Origin of the sequence: Herbiconiux sp. VKM Ac-2851 (assembly GCF_013205105.1) — a bacterium.
Classification (GTDB): domain Bacteria; phylum Actinomycetota; class Actinomycetes; order Actinomycetales; family Microbacteriaceae; genus Herbiconiux; species Herbiconiux flava.
This window is the reverse complement of record NZ_JABMLJ010000002.1, coordinates 1219341-1240366: the sequence shown is the minus strand read 5'-3', so window position 1 is coordinate 1240366 and position 21026 is coordinate 1219341. Positions and strand designations below refer to the sequence as shown.

The following is a 21026-nucleotide window of genomic DNA, read 5'->3' as shown; positions in this document are numbered from 1 at the left end:
ATTGCCAGAGCCCTGACGTCTAAGCCCGGGGGTCGTTCATCCTCGATGGCGTCATCGACTGTAGAGGCGAAACTCTTGGACCCCCAACCCCAATTCTTGTCATTAGGAATAGCGCGGTGCGCCCGCCGGATGGCGGCCCCTTTCCTCTTCATGGGTAGCGTCTTGGCCGCAAAAGGAGCAATACCCGTGCTAACCGAATGCTCCCACCCAGGTCCCCTAGCGCGTAGCCCACGTCCGCTATAGCTTGAACGATGCCCGCAGCCCTGAGACCGAGTCAGCCACCGGACAGTCTTCCCCGTCGGGTGGACTCTCGCGGGTCGCTCTTCGCAACGCCGCTGCTCGCAGGAGGGTGCGAGCGTCAGTCGGGCGCGTGCTGGCCACTGACCCCTGCCTTGTGAGCGATGACTTCGAACTCCAGGGGCCGATGATGACCCGCGCCCCGACTAATCCGTTTCGGCTAGCGGATCATGATGACGAGGTAGCTCACCGCCCGGGAATGTTTGGGGCGTTCCGGGGCGGGGAGCACAAAGAATCGCATTAGCAACCTTGGGGTTCTTGATGAGGTCGCGCCGTTTCGACCTGTGACGTCACCGGATCGGGCCATCAGCGACGATTACACCAGTGGTCCGGGCCACGCCTCCAGGAAGAGCGACACTCCGGCTGCAGATCCGGAAGTTCTTAGCCTCCGTCATTGCCAGCTCGGAGATGACGGCTGTCATGATGCCTGAGCCGACGCGGCTGCCATCACGCCCTAGGTTTGCTCCGCCACCTTGGAGCCCACCCGGCAGTCTCGACGCCCTCATATAACCTGCCGCTTCCACTCCGGTCTTGGGGTGATGATGGTCGTCTCGATCGAGCGCCGACTAGCATTGGGTAGACGCAAGGGGGAATGATGGGCTCACGCAGCCTGACCGGATGGTCGAGACCGGGCACGAAGAAGATCATGGTCGGAAGCGCGTTGGTCTTCGTCGTCATCGCCACCGTCGCGCTCGTCGTGGTCGCGCTGACCACGCACTCGCGGAGCGACCTCGCGGGAACAGTGCCCGCGGGTGAGCAAGCGTCGGCGTCTCCCACTCCGACTCGGACTCCCGCTCCGACTCCCACGGCTGCGCCCACGACGACTCCCGCAGTGCCTGCTCCATCACCGACGCCCGGCCCTCTGCCGGTGGTCGAAGGGTCGCCGGAACAGAGCACGGGGTACGTGCAGTTCTCCGACGCCATCCCGTTCGGAAATGTGACCCAGGAAGACCCTTCGCAGCCTGTGGGCGTCTCGTACGTGAGCGTCGCGGGCTCTGAAGGGGTACTGCTCACCACGGTCGAAGTGATCTACGTCGACGGGGTCGAGACATCCCGTTCCATCATCTCGCGTGAGGTGACAGCGGCGCCGGTCGATCAGGTGACGGTAATCGGCACCGGCGTCGCCGCACCGGAGGTTCCGAGCGATCCCCCGCCCACCGACCCCACCCCGGTCGACCCGGCACCCGAGGAGCCCCCGGTCGACGCTCCGACGACGCCCCCCGTTCCAGAACCTGGCGGGTAGCAGGCCCGAGAGCGGTGCCGCTACCGGCTCTTGGTCCTGGTGATCCGGCGGAAGAGTCGACCGCCATCCCGCCGCAGGATGAACGCCGCGTATTCCAGGCGCCCCTGCCAGCCGGGTTGCCGGTCGTAGGGCAGCTCCGCCAGGTCAGGCCACCCCACACGAGCGATGTCCCTCGGCATCTGTCCGCTCTTCACGTAGGCGATCGGCAGTCGGAGCATGTTCTCGATGTTCCTCCGGGTGTTGAGCGGGATGATGCTGAACACGAAGGGGGCCGCCCCGTACAGCTGGGTGCTCGCCCAAGCGCCCTGCCGCTGCTCCTGATAGAGCAGGTCGAGCATCTGAGGCACGTCGACGTGGACAGCAGTCTCAAGCCACTGCTCCACGGCTTGCGTGTTCTCCGGCGTATGGTCCAGGCGCATCCGCTCGAGGAGGTCATCGGTGGCCGGAATAGCATCCGAGTCCGTCTCGCGCCAGAAGTATCCGCGCCCCACCTCGCCGACATACCCGGTGACCCACCCACGGTCGCTGGGCAGCTCGCCCGCGGCGAGGTAGAAGTCCCTGGCCTTGCCCTCGTTCGCGTCATATCCGATGGCTTCCAAGTAGGTTCTGCGGTCGTCGTCATCGGGAGTCGGGATCGTCAGCAGGCGGTGACGCAAGCCATAACGGCCGACGACCGCGCGAGCGTAGGCGGTGTCCGCCTTCCGAAAATCGTGGTACTCGAAAGTCACGAACTCGCAGTTCGCCAACCGGTCACGGACCGCTGACATGATGATCCGGCTGTCGCGGCCACTCGTCAGCGGCAGGATGGTGGTCGTGTGCGAAGTGAGCGCGGCCATAACGGCCGATGTGCTCGTCGCGATCTCCGTCGTCGCCGCGGCGACCTCGGACTGCTTCGTGAAGCGAGCCAGCGGCGCAGCCGGCCAGTGCCGATCCACCGCCCACGTCGATGTGTCGAGGCGATGATTGGGGAGGACGCGGCTGATCGCCGGGTCGCTCGTGGCACCGGATGGGAAGAACTGGTTCTTCTTCAGCACCCTCCGGCTGTACCGGCCTTCCCCGAAGCTGTCGTCGCGGCCCCAGTTGACGATCGACGTGGTCGATGCGATCACGCTCTCCTCCTCCGAGAAGACCACTCCGAGCGAAGCAGATGGGTCGACGTACACTCGGAGGCTGCCATCGACGACGAGGAAACAGGCCCATCGACCAGCCAGGGCGTAGAGCGTCTGCTCCACGCCGTCAGGATCACCCGGGGCAGGCTCTGAGATCTCGAACGACCCCGTCTCGTGGGCGAAGCGCCCATCCTCGAGGATCACCCATCCGAGAATCCACCCGACGGCGGTCTCACCCCGTCTCACCTCCGTCACGGGGAGGCTGGGGCTCACGCCACAGCGCCACCCGAAGTGCTGCGTCGTCACGAAGCCTTCGGGCATCGGCCGGGGCACCCGGGTGATGATGAACTGATCGTGCATGGGTGGTCGGGCGGTGCTGTGCATGTGGTTCCTAGTCTCGTCCACCGATCGCAGAGCGACGGTGATCTCCGACCACCTTACAGTCGACGGTTGTCGAACCTCACCCCGTCAGAGCGGTCACGATATCGCCCACGACGTATGGGCTCAAAGTGCCCGCATAGGTCGCCGTGATGTGAGCGCCGCTGTCTCGGTACACGGGCACGTTGCCCACCACTGCAGGACAGAAATTGTCAGCACAGAAAAGCGAAGTCAGATCGAACAACTGAGTGCCAGGGGCGAGAGGAGCCGCGTCCGAAATGGCATCGGGTCGCGACTCGCTCAGCGGAGTTCCGCAGTCGTTGTTCCTCACGTCGAACCCGACTCTCTGGTAGCAGAGGATCGACTCCTCGGAGGCTCCGGGAACGTCAGCGAAGACGATGAGACGCGTACCCGACGCGAGCACCTGACGGTACGCCTCGGCGGCCGCTTCGGGGTCATAGGTCTTGGCGCGAGAAGACGTGGTGATCACCACGTCGTAGTCCCCCGACGCCACCTTCTCGAGGATCTTGGGCTGCATGTCACCGCACGTCGACGTCGCCCTGGTCGAGAGGATGCATCCATCACCGGTGTAGGCGTTCAACGACCAGTTGTTCTTCCCGGACTCCGGGATGATGGCCGCCATCAGCGACTGCGCATGGCTGTCCCCGACGATCGCGATCTTGGTCGCGTCCTCGGGAGCGTTCCCGTAGTGGCAACTCGTCAGCGAACCGGTGAGGTTGATCCAGCACAGCTCCTTGCCTCGGATCTGCAGCTTGTCGGTCGCGGCATAGGCGGGAGCGGGATCGAGCTGGTCTCCGAGGTCGACCCCGGAGCAGCCGGATTGCGGATCCATGATCGCTGCTCCGCGACACCGCACCGCATCGCTGACGATCGGGCCGTCCTCGCCTGCCGGGATGACCGGACTGCCGTCTTCCGCAACCTGAGCCTGCTGGTGCCCGCCGGGGTTCAGGGCGACCACGACGACAGCCGTCGTCGCACCGACCAGCACCGCGGCCAGGGCGATCTTCGGAAGAGTCGAGCGGAGGAACTTCTGGCGCTTCTTGCGGCGGCGGCGACGCTCCCTCGATGACAGAGTCTTCGAGGACAGCCATCCTGACCGCCGGATAGGATCCTCCACCAGGTGGTACGAGAGCACGCTGAGAGCCACGATGAGCCCAGCGGCGACGGCGTAATAAAGCACGCTGTCTCCCGGCATGACTGCGAGCAGCATGATGAGTACCGGGAAGTGCCAGAGATAGAGCGAGTAGGAGATGTCGCCGACGTAGCGACTCGCCGGGTTGGTCAGGGGCCACAAGTAAGGCTGGGTGCCGTGCTCGCCCGCCAGCAGCACCATCGCGGTCGCGAGGACGGGAAGCGCTGCGAGCGGAGCCGGGAATCCCGCAGCGGGATCGACCACGAAGCAGGCGGCGACGATCGTCAGGAAGCCCAGCCAGCTGAGTACGGTCCTGAGAACGACGCTCTTCGTTTGGAAGTACGTGCCGAACACGGCGACGAGGGCTCCGACCCCGAGCTCCCACGCTCGATCGACGGAGCTGAAGTATGCCAGGTTGACGTCGGTCGCGGTCAGGAAGAGCGCGTATCCGAACGAGCCGGCGGAGACGACTCCGATCGTGAGGCCCACCGCGAGCCGACGGCGGCCCGTACTCCAGGAGAAGAGCTTGACGCCGAGCGCCAACACCCCGAGCATCAGCCACGGCCAGACTAGGTAGAACTGCTCCTCGACGGCCAGTGACCAGTAGTGCTGCACCGGCGACGGGATCAGGTCCTGCTGGAAGTAGTCTGCGCCCTGGAGGGCGAGATTCCAGTTCGAGACGAAGAGCAGCGACCAGAACGAGTCGGTGAGGGTCTGCAGGAATCGCACGCCTGGCGTCAGGACCCAGGATGCGAGCACGGTGGCGAGCAGCACGAGAACCGCCGCCGGCATGATCCGCTTGATACGTCGTTTGTAGAATCCCGAGAAGGAGATGGTGCCGGACCGCTCGTGCTCCCGGAGCAGCAACCCGGTGATGAGATACCCGCTCAGCACGAAGAAGACGTCCACACCGATGAAACCACCCACGGGCCAACCGGTGAGGTGGTTCAGGATGACAGCGACGACGGCGAGAGCGCGCAATCCTTGCACGTCTCGTCTGACGGGATGGCGCGGCGGCGCCTCCGGCGTCAGTTCGCGGCTCTCGCTGTTCGGCACGACGGGCTCGGGAAAGCCGTAGTGGCGTCTCATCCGCGTCTTGCTGGACGACGAGTCATGGGGACGATGGGTTCGTCGCGACGATCTGGGCATCGGGGTCGACCTTCGGGGCTCATTGCGGACGTCACCGCCCGACGCTGGGATCGACGAACGCAAGCGGGTCGTTACGGCGTCGATTCAGCTAGTGGGATCGTACCCGACAGGTGTGCAACCACGTCAATCCTGCGATCAACCGGTCGTTCTACGTGCCGAACGCCCCGTGGGTGGACCCTCAGCGGGTCAGCACGAGTGCTTTCGCCGTCGCGCTCAGCGTCTTGTCGGCTGCACGTGGGTCGGAGTTCAAGGACGCTCCGAACGACGGGATCATCTTCTTGAGCGTCTTCTCCCACCGGCCGTACTGCTCGGGGAAGCACCGCTTGAGCAGATCGACCATGATCGGCACGGCGGTCGACGCACCCGGCGACGCTCCCAGGAGTCCCGCGATCGAGCCGTCGGCGGAGGTGACGATCTCGGTGCCGAACTGGAGCACCCCACCGCGTTTGGAGTCCTTCTTCATGACCTGAACCCGCTGACCGGCCGTGATGAGGTACCAGTCCTCAGCTCGGGCGGTGGGCATGAATTCACGCAGCGCGTCGAGCTTCTTCTTCTTGCTGGCGAGCAGTTCGCCGACCAGGTACTTCATCAGGTCGAAGTTGTCGCGAGCTACGGCGAGCATCGGGCCGAGGTTGTGCAACCTGATCGAGGCTGGCAGGTCGAGCCAAGATCCCTGCTTCAAGAATTTCGGGCTGAAACCCGCGTAGGGCCCGAACAGCAGAGACGACTGGCCGTCGACCACCCGGGTGTCCAGATGGGGAACCGACATGGGTGGGGCGCCCACCGCCGCCTTCCCGTACACCTTGGCCTGATGCTGGGCCACGACCTCCGGGTTGTCGGTGCGGAAGAACTGTCCGCTGATAGGGAATCCGCCGAAACCCTTGATTTCAGGAATCCCTGACTTCTGCAGCAGGGGAAGTGCATGCCCACCCGCCCCCACGAAGACGAAGCGGGCATTCATGCCGTACGGCGTCGTGCCGACACGCTCGCGCAACGAGATGTCCCAGCTGCCATCCTTCTTGACTTTCTTCAAGTTCGTCACCTGGGTCTCCAGGCGCAGGTCCGCTCCCTGGGACACCAGGTAGTCGAAGAGCTGCTGGGTGAGCGCACCGAAGTCGACATCGGTACCGGAGTCGATTCGGGTGGCGGCGATCTTCTCACCCTTCTGCCGGTCCCTCACTAGCAACGGAGCCCAGCCGTAGATGACCTTCGGGTCATCGCTGAACTCGATGCCCTTGAACAGCGGCTCGTCGCGCAGAAGCTCGTAGCGGCGTCGGAGGTAGTCGACGTTGTCGGCGCCGCGCACAAAGGTCATGTGCGGGGTGGGGTTGATGAACGTCTCCGGGTGCGGGAGCACCCCGTCGGCGACGAGGGACGCCCAGAACTGCCGGCTCACCTGGAACTGCTCATTGATCTTGACCGCGCGCGACGTCTCGAGTGATCCGTCGGGCGCCTCGGGCATGTAATTCAGCTCGGCCAGGGCGGCATGGCCGGTACCGGCATTGTTCCACGGGTTCGAGCTCTCCTGCGCGACCGCGCTCAGCTGCTCGAAGATGACGATGGACCAGTCCGGCTGCAGCCGCTTGATCATCGTTCCGAGCGTGGCACTCATGATGCCACCACCGATTAGGACGACATCCACGCTCTTTGTGCTCACCTGGTCGAGTTTACCCTTGTTGTATACAACGGGGCGATGATCTCCCACGGCGAGATCCGATCCGCCGCCAGTTCTTTGCGGGCAGTGTGCGGTTGCATCGTCGATGATCCTCCCACGGCGGTCGAATACAGGGCTCGAGGACCCTGGTTCCGAGCGATCGATGGGTGATCGCTGCAAAAACTTTCGATCCAGCCCGTTCCCAACATCGGCGACCGGTTCCGAAGCCCTCGGCCGCAATGGGATACTCGTACGGGGACGCGGGTGTGGGCCGGGTCGGGTATGCCGGGACTCCGATGAGGATGGCGGGACTTCAATGAGCAGGCGGATCTTCGTTCGTGGGACGGGGCAAGAAGACAACATCGGTGACGTGGTACTCCGACGTGCGATGTTCGACCGCCTCCGGGAAGCAGGAGAGCTTCACATCTACCTTGCAGATTCGAGCAAAGACTTCATCGCCGCGTTGAAGCTTGGGAAAAACGACCGCGTCTACCGCGACATGAAGCAGTGGAAGGTCGCTGCACTCAAATCCGTTCTCCGTCGACCGACGTGGTTTGTGGATAAGCCGGGCGAAGTACTGCTCACCGAGGACATCTATCAGGGTCAGCGCGCTCTGCTTCCGGTGATCATTGCGATTAGAGCTCGGGGTGGCCGCGTGCTCCGCCTGGGCATCGGGCAGAGGGCCTCGAACGAGGAACTCACACCAAAATTCCGCCGACTCTACCGGCTGTCGAATTCGGTCCTCTGGCGGGATTCAGCCAGCGCGCGCGCCTTCGGGCTCGGCGGGGTCATGCCCGACTGGGGATTCGAGAGCGCCCCGGGTGCAGGTGGCGACCAGGAACGTGACTTGCTCCTGGTCTCTTATCGCGGTGACAGACCGACCTTGGCTGATGAAACGGTCACGGCGATCCGTCTCTTCGCCGACCAAAAGGGCCTGAAAGTCGCAGTCGTCACCCAGGTCGGCCGTGACGACGAACGGACCGCCGAGCTCGCAGAACAACTCGGCGGAACTGCTCTGCTCTGGGAGGCGGGGGTGACCCACGCCCAACAGGAGGAGAAGCTTCGCATCCTGTTCCGCCGGGCTGCGGTTGTGGTCAGTGACCGCTTGCACGTCCTGATCATCGGAGCCACGGAGGGTGCGGTACCGATCAACCTCACCGACGAGCCGGACATCAAGGTGGGGCGGCACTTCGACGCTATCGGCTACGAGAAGCTGTCCATACTCACCGTCGGATCCTCGTCCGCTGAGCTGGTCAGCAGGATGATGGAGCAGTCGGGCCGTGGCAGTGAACTCGGTCGCGCGGTCGAACGGGCCCGCGACAGGGTGCGCGCCCTGTCCGCCGAGGCTCTCGTCCTTCGGCCCTCAGCCGCTTCCGAGCTTGACTGACTCGCTCGGGCGTCGCGCCCTCGGTGGGGTGAGCGCCACACTCCTGTGGCAGGCAATAAGAATCGGGCTGCTCGGCGTCTCGATCGTGGTCCTGGCGCGACTTCTCTCGCCGGCCGACTACGGGCTGCTGGCGATGGTGACCGCCGTGATCGGCATCGGGGAATTACTGCGGGATCTCGGCCTCTCGGTCGCAGCGGTTCAGGCGCGGACACTCAGCAGTTCAGAGAAGTCGAACCTGTTCTGGGCGAACACGGTGACAGGAGTCGTGCTGGCGTCCGTAGTCTTCGGATCGTCGTGGGCCATAGCCGCGCTCTATGACCAGAGGGAACTCGTTGCGATAACGCAAGTCCTTGCCGTGACGTTCCTCATCAACGGGGTGGCAAGCCAGTTCAAGGCCCAGATCAATCGGGATCTGCGCTTCATGACGCTCGGACTCTCGGAAGCCCTCCCTCAGGCGCTGGGGTTGGGCGTCGCCATCTGGCTCGCCGTGATCGGAAGCGGTTACTGGGCCCTCGTTGCGCAGGCCGTGACGGTCGCCGTCGTCGCCCTCTTTCTCGACGTGCTCCTGGCGCGATGGCTACCGGGACCACCTCGATTCAATGTCTCAATCCGGCGCTTTCTTCGCTTTGGTGGGGCGCTGGCCGGCACGCAGGGCCTGGCCTACGTGGCGAAGAATATCGACAATGTGGTGCTCGGCGTCTTCTACGGATCTGGGACGCTCGGCTTTTACAGCCGGGCGTACCAGCTCATCGTCCTGCCGCTGAACCAGCTCACCGCCCCGCTATCGCGGGTCGCTATCCCCATCCTGGCCAGGATCCAGGATGATCGCGAACAGTTCCTGCGCTACCTCAGATCGGGGCAGTTCTTCACCGTGACGCTAGCCTGCGCATTTTACGCGAGCCTGATCGGGCTAGCGTCCCCCGTCATCTTGGTGGTACTGGGCGATGCTTGGCTGCCGGTCGTACCGATCCTTCAAGCTCTGGCTGTATCTGGCATCTTCCGGGCGATGGGCCAGGTCCCGTACTGGATCTTCGTCGCGCTCGGCCTGACGGGCAAGCAGTTCAAGATCTACTTGATCTCGCAGCCCTTGGTCGTGGTAGCCATCCTCACCGGAGTACCTTGGGGCGGTGTCGGAGTCGCCGTCGGTTGCTCCGTGGGGTATTTCGTCTTCTGGTTCATCCAGATGTGGTGGGCAGGGCGCGTGTCCGGGTTGCCAACCGGGTCGCTCATCCGGTCGGGCCTCCTCCTCGTCCTGTTTGTAGGAACGCCGGTTGTCGCAATCGGGTTCACCGTTACGGCAGCCGTGTCGTCAGCAGTACTCGCTCTCCTTGTGGGCTTCGCGGCGGTGTTCGCCTACACGGCCGTGATCGTGGCCGCCGTTCCGTCCTACCGCCGCCAGTTGTCGACTGTGAGAGGAATTATTCGGAGGCGCCGAGAGAAGTGACCGATGGTCAGCTGGGGGTCGTTCGCCGGTATTCCCGCACGAGCCGGTCGCTTGCTGCCCCCAACCAACCGATTCCCCGGGTGATGTACCGGGTGTCGGCCAGGCGGAGCCCCTTTCCCCGGATGAGCGCGAAGAGGGTTCGGGGAATTCCGTAGGCGATGCTCAGAACCGCCTTGAAAGCAAGGTGAGCGCGCGAGATGTCGTCGAGCATGAGCCGACCGGACACGTTGTTGATCCGGATGTAGCGGCGCATGACCCATCGGAAGGTCAGGCGGTTTATGGGAACCACCTCGGAGACCGCTGCACCAGGCGCCCACGCCACCGAGACGCCGCTCCGGGTCAGCGAGCGGAAGAAGTGGGTGTCGCTTCCACCTGTTTCAGAGAAGCTCTGATCGAACCGAAGACCGAGTGCTCGGATTGGAGCCATCGAGACCAGGGTGTTGTTCGTCGCGGGCGCTCGGTCGGTGAGTCCCTCCGTCTCATTCGATCTCTGAATGTATCCGCCCTTCTCGATCCAGGACGGGCTTCCCTCCGGGAAGACCGACTCGACAGGACCGCAGACGATCTCGGCTCCATAGAGATCGCGGACGCGCAGCAGCTCGACCAGCCACCCCCGCGGAACGGTCTCGTCGTCGTCCACGAAGACGATATCGGTGGTGTCATCACGCACCTGCTCGAGGGCGGCATTTCTGGCTGCAACGATTCCTGGGGTCGGCTCGACGCTGTAGGAGACGGACAGGCCCGAACTAACGACGGCAGCCTCACCGGACCCGTCGGGATCGTTGTCGATCACAATGATCGAGAAGGGTGACTCGTCGCTGATGGCCGCCAACGATGCGAGCAGTTCTCCCAAAAGAGCTGGCCGTTTGTACGTCGCCACCGTGACGACCACTCGACGCGGTTGACTCATCGTCCCACCGCGGCCTTCACGGTGGCGCCGAGGGCGTAGATCACGGCGCTACCGCTTGGTCGACCGTGCCGCAGGCCGCTCGCCAGGACGCGGAGCATGGAAATCGTGGAACCGTTCCGGCGCGCAAAACCTAGGGACTGAGTCAAGATGAAGTCACCCATCGTCCGTCGGTCAGCCGCAAGGCGCTTTCGCGCCCAGGCGATTGACGCGGGGGGATCGATCTTCTTGGAGACGGATCCGGCTGACGAGAAGTACGTCACCAGAGGCTCCCACACCTGCACGACCACGACCTCCGGGTGAGCGGCGACCACGTCGACGAGCCAGCTGATGTCTTGATGAAAGCGCAACCGGCGATCGAAGGGCACCTCTGTTGCGAGACTTTTCGGGAAGAGCAGGGTGGACGCCTGGATGAACCCGTGACCGGCGCGGGGTGACGATTTCCGGAACATGTAGTGCACGAGGTTCTGACCCGGGACCAGCGGCAGCTTCGGCTGAACAAGCGATTCCGTCGGGGAGCGCTGCATCCGCACCCGGGATGTAGCAATCCAAGTAGCGGCGTCCTGACGCTGCACCGCATCGAGCTGCTTCTCCAGCTTGTCGGGAAGCCAGTCGTCATCGTCATCGAGAAGACCGATGACGTCACCGCGAGCAGCATCGACCCCCGCCTGTCTGGCGGTATTGCCACCGGCGAAAGGGCCTACCCGCAGCAGCCGCACTCGTGGATCCTCGGGCAATACGAAATCCGCATCCGTGTCTGCTACGACGAGCACCTCCAGCACCGGCTCCGTCTGACTCAGCGCCGAGTTCACGGCACTAACGACATGATCACGGCCTATCGTCGGGATCACGACGGAAACGGTGGGTCTGCCGCTCACCAAGGCTCCTCACTGCTGATCGAGTCGCTACAACAACCTCGTCGGGGCCACCGGGCGATCCCGGCGCCTCCAGTGTACCGATAAGCGCACTCCGGCCGATCGTCCTGTGGTGTAATGGCCCTAGCCGGTGTTCGGATCTGGTGAGTTTCCGCCACGCTTTGGGTGCATTGGTGGAAGTCGCACATCGGCAGGTTCTTTTGGGGAGAACATGCACGTTCGTCGTACCGTAAATTGGTCCATCGCATTGCTCGCTACTCTGGCCGTGGTGGGCGGGGTGGTCAGTCCGTTCTGGCAATCCCCGGCACGGGCCGCGCCGATCGAGAGCGTGGCCGAGACGTTCGACGACGGAGCCGCGTCATGGACCCCCTCGAAAGGCACTGTTACGCCGAGCACCTCGGACGATGTCACACAGGGCATCTCCTCACTCGCGTTGGCCTATGACCTGACAGCGGGTAGCGTCGAGGTCAGCCGTCCGGCGTCTGCGACCCCGTTCGAGGCGAAGGCCTATCACGCGCTGAAGCTGGATTACAAGGGCGACGGAACCTACAACACGCTCTACCTGCGGCTGCGTGATTCGACCGGTGAGGTGCTCTATTATCGCGTCGGCAATCTGAACGTGAAGTCGTGGTCCACGGCGACGGTCAACCTCCGAGCCGCCGCAGCCGCAGCCACGGGAGGGAACAGTAACGGGATACTCGACGCCCCACTGTCCCTGTATCGATTCGTCGTGGTGCGCAACGGCACACAGCCGGCGACCGGGGCGGTCACGATCGACAATCTCCGGGTCGTTGGGGAGGACTGGACTCCGGCCGTCGCCGACCCTGATTACTTCGCCCCTGCCCTCGGCGAGAGCGCTTCAATAACCTTCACCGCCGGCACGTCCGGAGATTACGCCGTCCGGCTGAGCGACTCGAACGGGCATACGCGTGAAGTCATCGGAGCGGCGAGCGAGGCGGGCCTGCAGACAGTTGGCTGGAACGGTAGAGCCGACGATGGCACCGAATTCGTGGGTGATGTCGGCGCCGTATTGTCGTACGATTCCGTCCCGGACGGTGTCGTGGCTTCACCGACGGTTGTCGGAACTCCCCTGCTCGTCACGGTTGCCGAAGCCGATCCGCAAGGCGCTTCTACCGTGTCATTGGCTGAAGGCTTCGAGGGCGGAAGCGAAGCCTGGTGGGCGGCGAAAGGAACTGTCGTCCCGAGCACCTCAGGCGACAAGACGGAAGGACTCACTTCCCTCGAACTCGCCTATGATCTCAGCGGGGGCGCTGCAGAGGCCGGGTGGTCGACGTCACCGCCGTTGTTGCCTCCGACGGCCTACAGTGCCCTCCGTCTGGACTACAAGGGAGACGGCACGTTCAACACGCTCTACCTCAGGCTCCGAGACGCCACCGGCGAGATTCTCTACTACCGGGTCGGAAACCTGAATTCGAGAACCTGGACAACGGCGACCGTCAATCTTCAAACCCCTGCGGCCGCCACGTCCGACGGCAATGCGGATAACGTCCTCGACGCGCCGATCTCGCTCTATCGCTTCGTCGTCGTGCGCAACGGCAGCGAACCCGCGGCCGGGTCGGTGCTCCTGGACAATCTCCGTACGGTCGGCGACGGCTGGGGAGTCCCGACGGCGGCCCCTTCGTACTTCTCCCTTGAATCGAGCGAACCGGCGACCATCACGGTGCCGGCCGCGACCGCTGGGGACTTCGAAGTCACCGTGAAAGACTCGCACGGGCACAGGCGGGCCCTCACCGGCAGTTCGGACGGCGTCTCCGACGCGACCGTGAGCTGGGACGGCAAGGCGGACGATGGAGCCGCGTTCCTCGGTGACATCTCGGCCGCGCTCGCCTACGACACGATCCCCGACGGTTCGGTGGTGACGCCGACACAGATCGGAACCCCGCTGCTCATGACCGTGGCCGAGCTCGTTGCATCGTCACAGCTCGCCGAGTCGTTCGATGACGGAGCGGCATCCTGGGTCCCAGCTCTGGGTTCCGTCACGCCAGGGGATTCTGCTGACCTGACCCAGGGAACTGGGGCGCTGGACATCGACTACAACCTAGCGGGGGGCAGCGCGGAGATCGGACGTCAATTCACCCCTTTGACATGGGCGCCAAAGGCCTACGGCGCTCTGAAGTTGGATTACAAGGGGGATGGCACGTTCAACACCCTCTACCTGCGTATCCAGGACTCAACGGGAGAAATCCTCTATTACCGCGTAGGGAATATCAGCAATACGACGTGGACGACTGCGACGGTGGACCTGAAGTCGGCCCCGACGGCCGCCTCCGGCGGGAACGGGGACGGTGTGCTCGACGCGCCGGTCGCACTATATCGACTGGCCATCGTGAGGAACGGTAGCCAAGCTGCGACAGGTAAAGTCATCGTCGACAACCTGCGAACGGTCGGTGACGGCTGGGCTCTACCGAGCTCTCAGCCCAAGTATTTCTCCGCCGCAGCAGGCCAAACCACGACCATCTCCATCCCCGCCGCGACACCCGGAGACTTCAGGCTGACGCTGAAGGACTCCGCTGGCAGTAGCCGGACCTTCGACGGGACCGTTTCCGCCGCCACGACGACGACGGTCGCCTGGGACGGGAAGACCGCTGACGGAAAACTCTTCCAGGGAAACGTCTCCGCAAGACTCGACTACGACACGACGGCCGATGGGGTCCTCACGTCAGCGACGAACACGGGTGTGCCCTACTTCGCAGGCGTCACCGCGCGGACTAGCGTTGCCGCCTCTTCCGCGAACTTGGGAGTCAACAGCTCGATGACCACCTACGGATCGATCGCGAGCGCCGACGCCGAAGCGAAACTCATGGAGGATGCCTACGTTCACTACGCCCGGGAAGAGTTCGAATGGAACCGGATCGAGCCGAGGAGAGGTTATTTCGAATGGGCGAAGTTCGATCAGGCAGTCGCCGTGGCCAAGGGCAGGAACGTCGAGATCGTCGGCAAGCTCGTCTATACGGCCGACTGGGCGTCTTCTGCCCCCGCGGGCACCGATGCGTCGACCATCCGGTACTACGCGCCTCAGAGCACAGCTGACTGGGAGAACTACGTCGCTCGGACCGTTGAGCGGTACAAGGACAGTGTGACCGTCTGGGAGGTGTGGAACGAGCCGAATCTGGACAAGTATTGGATGCCGGCCCCGGATGCGAGTCAGTATGCCGCATTGCTCACAGCGAGCTACCAGACGATCAAATCTATCCAACCAAACTCCACAGTCCTGATTGGCGGCCTCGCCAACGGGTTCCCGGAATCCTTCGTGAATTCCGTAATCAACAGCGGCGCTGCGAACTCCTTCGATGGAGTCGCCATGCACATGTACGTGGCGGGCGCCCCGGAGCCCAGCATCATCGATACCTGGATCAGCACAGCGGAGACCTTCATGGCTCGCAAGCTGCCTGGTCGAACGCTGTGGATCACAGAGATCGGCTGGACGAGTTGCGGATCGTGTGCAACCAAGGTGACAGAGGAGCAGCAGGCTCAGTACCTGTCGCGTCTGATGATCGATACGGCAACCCACGGCATACGAGGTGTCATGTGGTTCAACCTCCGCGAGACGGGGACGTCGACCAGTTCGATCGACAACTATGGCTTAGTCGAGCGCACCGGGCGGCTAAAGCCTGCTTACACGGCCCTGTCCCGCTTTGGAGCAGCCACGGTGCAGACCGTTTCCTCCGGAACGGTTAATCCGAGTTCCTCAGGAACGTCCACGCTCCTCAACGATTTCGCCACGACGACGGGCATGCGGGCATCATCCCTGGGAACGGGTGGATCGACTACGATAGCCGTCTCGTCCGGGCGGCTCGGCGGCGCAGGAGCCGTGTCCGTGAAGTACAACTACAGCGCGTCGACCGCTACCGGAGGCCAGCTCACACTCAACACCCCGGTTCCGGGTTCGCCGACCGCACTGTCGGTGTGGGCCTACGGCGACAACAGCAACACCGTCGCGATGCTGAAGTTTGCCGATGCGACCGGCGAGACCTTCGAGGCGAAGATCGGCAACATCGGCACCGCGAAATGGAGCAGGTTGGTCTTCTACCTCGACGGGATGAATCCCAACTATTCCCACGCGGGTGGCAACAACGACGGGGTGGTCAACTACCCGATCAGCGTCAAAGACATGCATTTCTACAGGTCGAGCGGTTCCGGTTTGCCGTCGGGTCAGTTCATCCTCGACGACCTGACCGCGCACTACGGCGTCGCCACACGTGGCGGAGTCTTCATCGGCCGCGGGTATGTCACCCAGGCTGTCTACGCGATCATCGCTCGCGACGGCAAATTGAGCGTGCCCAACTCGACCGCCTACGTCTACGACCGGGGATCGGTCACTGGGTTGACAGTCACGAGCGCGCAGGCAAGTGTCACCATCAGCCCGACGCCGAAATTCGTCATCTCGGCGCCGGCAGTGACGCCGGTGATCGGGCCCACGAACTCCCCGGTCGCGCTGTCGTTGATTGCTGGCGACCGGTCGGTTCTCACCGTGCAGATCTATACCTCGGCCGGCACTCTGATCCGGACCCTGGCAACCAACCAGGCCTACGTGTCGGGCCCTCGAGTTATCACCTGGGATGGCCGCAAATCGAACGGCGACTGGGCCGTGGCCGGCGCCTATGTCCTGCGCATACAGACCATGGGCTCGGATACCCGGTCATCAGTGGTGAGTCGCTACTTCACCTTAAACTAGCGTCGAGTCGACACCGTTCGCGAGGTGATGATCGCGTCATCGGTTTCGACGTAGTACGGAGCACGCAGGTCTTGTTCGAGACGAACCCCTTCCGCGAGCGCCCCCCGAACGACATTCGACACGATATGCGCCCCCTCCGCCGCACCTGTGACGAGGATGCCGTAATTCATCTGCGAAGAGGAGTCTTCGCTCAGGATGATGTTCCCCGACACCACGAACGAGGCGGCACCACCCCCGTCAGTGGATGTGAGAGTCACGCCGCAGCGCCACTGGACCTTCTGACCGGTGCGAGTTCCCGGATCCGAGATCAAATTCGAGGAAATGATAAAATCGCTCACCCCTTCAACTTGGACGCCAGATTTTCCGGATGAGAGCAGATGGTTCTGCGACACGATCGTGCTGATGGAGCCGCCCTCGCGGTCGAACAGGTGCACGCCGAAATCCCGCTCCGAGAACAAGGTGTTGCCGACGATCGTGCCGTGGCTCGCCCCGCTGCCGAGGAAAACTGTCACCAGCGTCGTTCGCATCCGGTTCCCGACGACGGTGACGTTCCTGGTCTCCGGCCCAGCGACTAGAACACCGGTGTCCGCAGAGGACTCGACTGTGTTGCCGACGACTGTCACGTCGACACCGCGGATGTAGAAAGCTGCGGGAGAGGGGGCTTCTCCCTTGGACACGTCGGCGACCGTGTTGTTCTCGATCAGGACCGAGCTCACCCCTTCCGTGACGCGGACGGCGAAGTCCTCAATCAGAGAGAAACGATTGTTGCGTACAGTGATCCCGGAGCAGGATGCGGTGGTCGATGAATACAGATGGACTGCATGGCCCATCCTCGTGAACGTGCAATCTTCTATCACGATATCGGTGCAACCGTCGACCTGCAGGGAGACCGCCAAGTCGTTCTGGCCACCGTCGAAGGCGATACCGGAGATGCGAATCCCTGCCTCGCCGGACAGGAGAACGAAAGTCGGTTCCGCCTCGTCGAGAAGACGCAGGGTGGTCGAGCCGGCTCCCGACCCGATGAGATTGATGCCCGACCGTAGTCGCAGGCGGCTCCCGACGACGTACTCGCCGGCGGGAAGGAGGACATCGTGACCGTCTGGAACGTCACTGATCATTGCGTTCAGCGCCGCCGCCTGATCAGTGGTGCCATCGCCCACGATCCCGAACGAATGGGCGTCAGAGAACGAGCGCGCACGAGAGAGCGGAGACCCGGTCGTCGTCGCGGGCTCCACCCTGGCGCCGAGAGTCCCGCCCCCGTTCACCGACTGCCCGATCGCACCACCTGCGAACCCGCCGACCAAAGCGCTGGCTGGGAGACTTGCAAGTACTGTACGACGCGAGATACGGCCGAATCGCGTATCGGCTTCAGACTCCGTCATGGCCCTTGCGCCAAACCGACCACGCGAATCGCTCGAAACGCTCCGCGCGACCGCGGTACTCCCCCCGCAGCTCAGGCTTCCTGAGACCACGGACCCGAAACAGGAGCGCCCTCGACACCAGACCAGCGCTGAAGATAATGCGCCAGATCGTCCGACGCACGGGCCCCGCACCGAACTCTCGGACGTAGTAGTCATAGGTGTTCTCCGCCCACATGGTAGACACCCGGCCGCCCGCCTTGTTCACGGACGAACCAATGAGGTGAGTGGCCTTCACCTCGGGAGTGACCACTACACGGAAGCCCGCCTTGAGGACCCGGTGGGCGAACTCGATATCCTCTCCGTACATGAACCATCGTTCGGACAACAAGCCCACTTCCTTCACAGCGCGCTCAGAAACGTAGAGAGCACATCCCGACACCCACTCGACGTCCTGCCGGTCGCGAGAGTGATGCCGCATGAAGAGGTGGCGTCCGCGCATCAGCTTCCATCGTGGGAACGCCCGTGCCAGACCGGTGAAATGTGTGAACAGCGGCCAAAGCGTCGGCTGACGCCCGGCTGCCATCACGGCGACGGTCGGTCCGCTCTCTACGAGAGGCGCGATGATACCGATCGACGAATCGGCTCGTATCGCATCCCGCAGGCTCTCGACTCCCTTGCCATCGATCTGAGCGTCGGGATTCAGCAGGAAGATGTCTCTGCCAACGGACCTGCGAATCCCTTCGTTGACCGCCTTGGCGAATCCGTCGTTGCTGGGGGACAGGACGAGCTGGTCGATGAGTCCTCGTCCGTGGAGGTCTTGTAGCAGGACCTGGGTGCCGTCGGAAGAAGCGTTGTCCACCACGACGACCTCAATCCCCTCGCCGGTCGAAAGTTGTTCGAGGCTCGCTTCGATGTCGTTCCGGGAGTTGTAGGTCACGACGATCACGGACGTGGCTACCATGGGACTCACGTGCGGTCCTTCTGTCGGCGCCCGCTACGGAGGGCACATGCTTCGGCCACGGCACTCACGATCCCTCGGGAGTAGGCCTCAGTCGAGAACCGCTCGAGAACGCTTCGTCTGCCCTCCTCGGCCACTCGACGCGCCAGCTCTGGGTCGCCGATGATCCTCTCGAGCACATCGGCGAGCTTTTCGGGGTCGCCGACGGGAAAGGTGAGACCCACCTCATCACGATGGACGATCTCCACGAGGCCCTGAACCTCCGAGACGACCGTGGGCCGTTCCGCAGCCATCCCCTCGGCCGCGACCGTGCCGAACGGCTCGATTCGCGAAGGCACCACGATCACATCTGCACGAGCGAAATACGGAGCCGCGTCGGAGGTGAACCCGGCGAATTCGACACGATCACTCACGCCGCTCTCGTCGGCAAGCTTTCGCAGTTCGGCGTCGTACCACTCATAACCGGGAAAGATTGAGCCGACGATCGTGAGTCGCGCGTCCACTCCACGCGCCAGAAGCAGGGCGAGCGAACGGATGGCGACATCCGGCCCCTTCCGCGGGCTAAGGCGACCGACGAACAGCAACTGCGGCTTGGCACTGATTCCAGCGAAGGACGAGCGGAAATAGGAGCTCCACTCCTTACCGTTGTACACCACACGAGTCTTCGCGCCCATCCGGAAACCGCGCTGCACGACGTGCTGCTTCGTCGACTCCGAGTTGGCGATCGCCAGATGCGCAAGCGTTAAGGGCGCCAAAAGTAGTCGCTGAGCGATGACCGGGACTTCGGTCTCCGCCTCTCGAACATGAACGAGAGCTGCGCGGCCTGACAGACGGGCTGCAACGAGCCACCAGGGTTGCGTGATCGTGTTCGCATAGACGACGTCGATCTGCCTCTTCACGATGATCCGTCGGGCGAGCGTGAGTGTCCTCGGCATCCGGGCGAGAAGGCCGGCGAGCGGCCGTGGGTGAAGCAGCGCCTTGCGCAGCACCGGAAGCTCAACTACCTCTACCGCGGCACCCGCCTCCACCAGGAGACCACGGAGTGGCCCGTGGTCGGGGATGACCACGGTGACGACGTGCCCCGCTTCGACGAGCGCTGCGACAGCGGCGACCGCCATACGGTCGCTACCGTAGAGCTCGCTGCCCGGATGCGCCAGGAGCACCTTCATCGGTGCTTCGCCTCGATGATGTCCACCAGCGCGCGCTCGTAGCCGGCGTTCACCTGGGCCCACGAATACTGCTCGACTGCGCGAGCCACGGCCTTGCTGCTCAGCTTTTCCTGTCTCGACGCCGAGCTCAGCACGGAGCGGAGGGCCGATTCGATGGCAGCGGGTGTCGGGGCGGTGAAATCACCGGAGTCCGCGAGCACTTCCCTGTTGTACGGGGTGTCGCGCGCCACCACCGGCGCCCCGGAGGCCATTGCCTGAACGAGAGCGGGATTTGTGCCCCCCACACTGTGCCCATGGAAATACGCCCCGGCATGTTGCCAGAGCGCACTCAGCCGCGCGTCATCTCGCATATGTCCGAGCCATATAACGTTGGGCATTCGTTCGGACAGCGACCTGACGGATGCTTCGATCTCTCCTCCGTATCCAGAGGATCCGACGATGACCACTTTCGTGTCCCTCGCCAGGGCCTCGGCTGCCGCCACGAACTCTGAGGTGGTGTTCTCTGGCACGAAGCGTGCAACGAACAGAACGTACCGTCGATGTTCCAGGCCCGGCTCCACAGGAAGAGCCTGGGGCACGTCGCCGCCGTAAGGGATGAAGACTCCGCGCCGGACCCCAAAATCGGCCCGCCATCGTCGGCCTATCTCCTCGGCGTCGTAGACGAGCTGGTCTCCGAATCGAGCTGTCGACTTCGCCCCGGCGATGAAGGTCCGTTTCGCAAGCCCCCCCCACTTATCCCGATCCCATTCGATACCGTCCACGTTGATCAGTGTGGGGATCCCTCGGGCTCGCAAAAGAGGTAGCCAGAGGCCGTTCGCGACATTCATGATCAGAGCCGCGTCAGGCTTCCGGCGGGCCGCGTCGATTGTCGAACTCAGTCCGTAGCTGAGCGTGCTCACCGACTTTCCTTCGACTCCCCAGGTGACCTTGGTGGAGACTCCGGGTTTGGCTTCGGCGTCGACAGTCGCCCCTCGCCTGCCATAAACCGTGACATCCCAGCCGGCATCAGCAAGATAGGGCGCGAGCTGGCGCACCGCGGTCTCGAAACCCCCGTAGTAGCTCGGATATCCTCGTGTGCCGATGATTGCGACTGATCTGCGTGCCACCAGATGACCCTCCGTCTTCGCTCGAGCCAGCCTATCGGCCGCGAGTAGCCCGCCCGCGCTAACCTACGCAAGTGCCACACGAGCTTAATCTGAAGGTCATTTTGGGGAAATGATCGCCGCTCCGGGAAGGAGATTGATTC

13 protein-coding genes are annotated in these 21026 nt (G+C 63.5%); 4 read left to right on the top strand and 9 right to left on the bottom strand.

The features are described from left to right. Window positions 1–1201 precede the first annotated feature (1201 nt). Complete coding sequence (locus tag HQQ85_RS21675; protein ID WP_173182767.1) at window positions 1202–1540, top strand: G5 domain-containing protein; 339 nt, start codon at window positions 1202–1204, stop codon at window positions 1538–1540. Between the two features lie 20 nt (window positions 1541–1560). On the opposite strand, the gene HQQ85_RS12415 is transcribed toward HQQ85_RS21675, so the two are convergent. The 3 genes from HQQ85_RS12415 to HQQ85_RS12405 all read right to left on the bottom strand — a co-directional run bounded on the left by HQQ85_RS12415 (window position 1561) and on the right by HQQ85_RS12405 (window position 6986). Continuing rightward, window positions 1561–3033: a hypothetical protein gene (locus HQQ85_RS12415; protein ID WP_173182766.1), complete on the bottom strand. Its 1473-nt coding sequence runs from the start codon at window positions 3031–3033 to the stop codon at window positions 1561–1563. A 76-nt stretch (window positions 3034–3109) separates the two neighbouring features. Then, window positions 3110–5269 (bottom strand): acyltransferase family protein, encoded by a 2160-nt coding sequence (locus HQQ85_RS12410; RefSeq protein ID WP_173182765.1) that lies wholly within the window; start codon window positions 5267–5269, stop codon window positions 3110–3112. A 238-nt stretch (window positions 5270–5507) separates the two neighbouring features. Then, window positions 5508–6986 (bottom strand): malate:quinone oxidoreductase, encoded by a 1479-nt coding sequence (locus HQQ85_RS12405; RefSeq protein WP_371741874.1) that lies wholly within the window; start codon window positions 6984–6986, stop codon window positions 5508–5510. Between the two features lie 313 nt (window positions 6987–7299). Here HQQ85_RS12405 and HQQ85_RS12400 point away from each other — a divergent pair, with 313 nt between their 5' ends. Together HQQ85_RS12400 and HQQ85_RS12395 are read left to right on the top strand one after the other, a co-directional pair. Continuing rightward, a complete protein-coding gene (locus HQQ85_RS12400) occupies window positions 7300–8370 on the top strand; it encodes a polysaccharide pyruvyl transferase family protein (RefSeq protein ID WP_173181770.1) in 1071 nt (356 codons plus the stop codon). Between the two features lie 28 nt (window positions 8371–8398). Beyond that, window positions 8399–9814, top strand: a complete 1416-nt coding sequence (locus tag HQQ85_RS12395; protein WP_173182763.1) for a lipopolysaccharide biosynthesis protein — start codon at window positions 8399–8401, stop codon at window positions 9812–9814. 7 nt (window positions 9815–9821) lie between these two features. Here the strand turns inward: HQQ85_RS12395 and HQQ85_RS12390 are convergent, their stop codons facing one another. Both HQQ85_RS12390 and HQQ85_RS12385 read right to left on the bottom strand, forming a co-directional pair. Beyond that, window positions 9822–10706, bottom strand: coding sequence for a glycosyltransferase family 2 protein (locus HQQ85_RS12390; protein ID WP_173182762.1), 885 nt, complete (start codon window positions 10704–10706; stop codon window positions 9822–9824). 14 nt (window positions 10707–10720) lie between these two features. Further along, complete coding sequence (locus HQQ85_RS12385; protein WP_173182761.1) at window positions 10721–11599, bottom strand: glycosyltransferase; 879 nt, start codon at window positions 11597–11599, stop codon at window positions 10721–10723. Window positions 11600–11864: 265 nt separating this feature from the next. On the opposite strand from HQQ85_RS12385, the gene HQQ85_RS21670 reads away from it, so the two are divergent. Continuing rightward, the gene (locus HQQ85_RS21670; RefSeq protein ID WP_173182760.1) at window positions 11865–16292 is read left to right on the top strand and encodes a FlgD immunoglobulin-like domain containing protein; all 4428 of its coding nucleotides are present in this window, start codon (window positions 11865–11867) and stop codon (window positions 16290–16292) included. Here the strand turns inward: HQQ85_RS21670 and HQQ85_RS12375 are convergent. From HQQ85_RS12375 to HQQ85_RS12360, 4 genes are read right to left on the bottom strand one after another with little or no spacing between them, the layout of a single operon-like run. Then, complete coding sequence (locus tag HQQ85_RS12375; RefSeq protein WP_254069316.1) at window positions 16289–17674, bottom strand: right-handed parallel beta-helix repeat-containing protein; 1386 nt, start codon at window positions 17672–17674, stop codon at window positions 16289–16291. The two genes, HQQ85_RS21670 and HQQ85_RS12375, sit on opposite strands and share 4 nt — an antisense overlap. Then, a complete protein-coding gene (locus HQQ85_RS12370; protein ID WP_173182758.1) occupies window positions 17661–18599 on the bottom strand; it encodes a glycosyltransferase family 2 protein in 939 nt (312 codons plus the stop codon). Before HQQ85_RS12370 ends, HQQ85_RS12375 begins: the two co-directional genes overlap by 14 nt. A gap of 20 nt (window positions 18600–18619) precedes the next feature. Next, entirely contained in the window at window positions 18620–19780 is a 1161-nt protein-coding gene (locus HQQ85_RS12365) for a glycosyltransferase family 4 protein (protein WP_173182757.1), read from the bottom strand. Further along, window positions 19777–20886 carry a glycosyltransferase gene (locus HQQ85_RS12360; protein WP_371741873.1) on the bottom strand — a complete coding sequence of 370 codons (1110 nt, stop codon included), beginning with the start codon at window positions 20884–20886 and terminating at the stop codon, window positions 19777–19779. The genes HQQ85_RS12365 and HQQ85_RS12360 overlap by 4 nt, the downstream gene beginning before the upstream one ends. Between the last annotated feature and the right edge of the window lie 140 nt (window positions 20887–21026).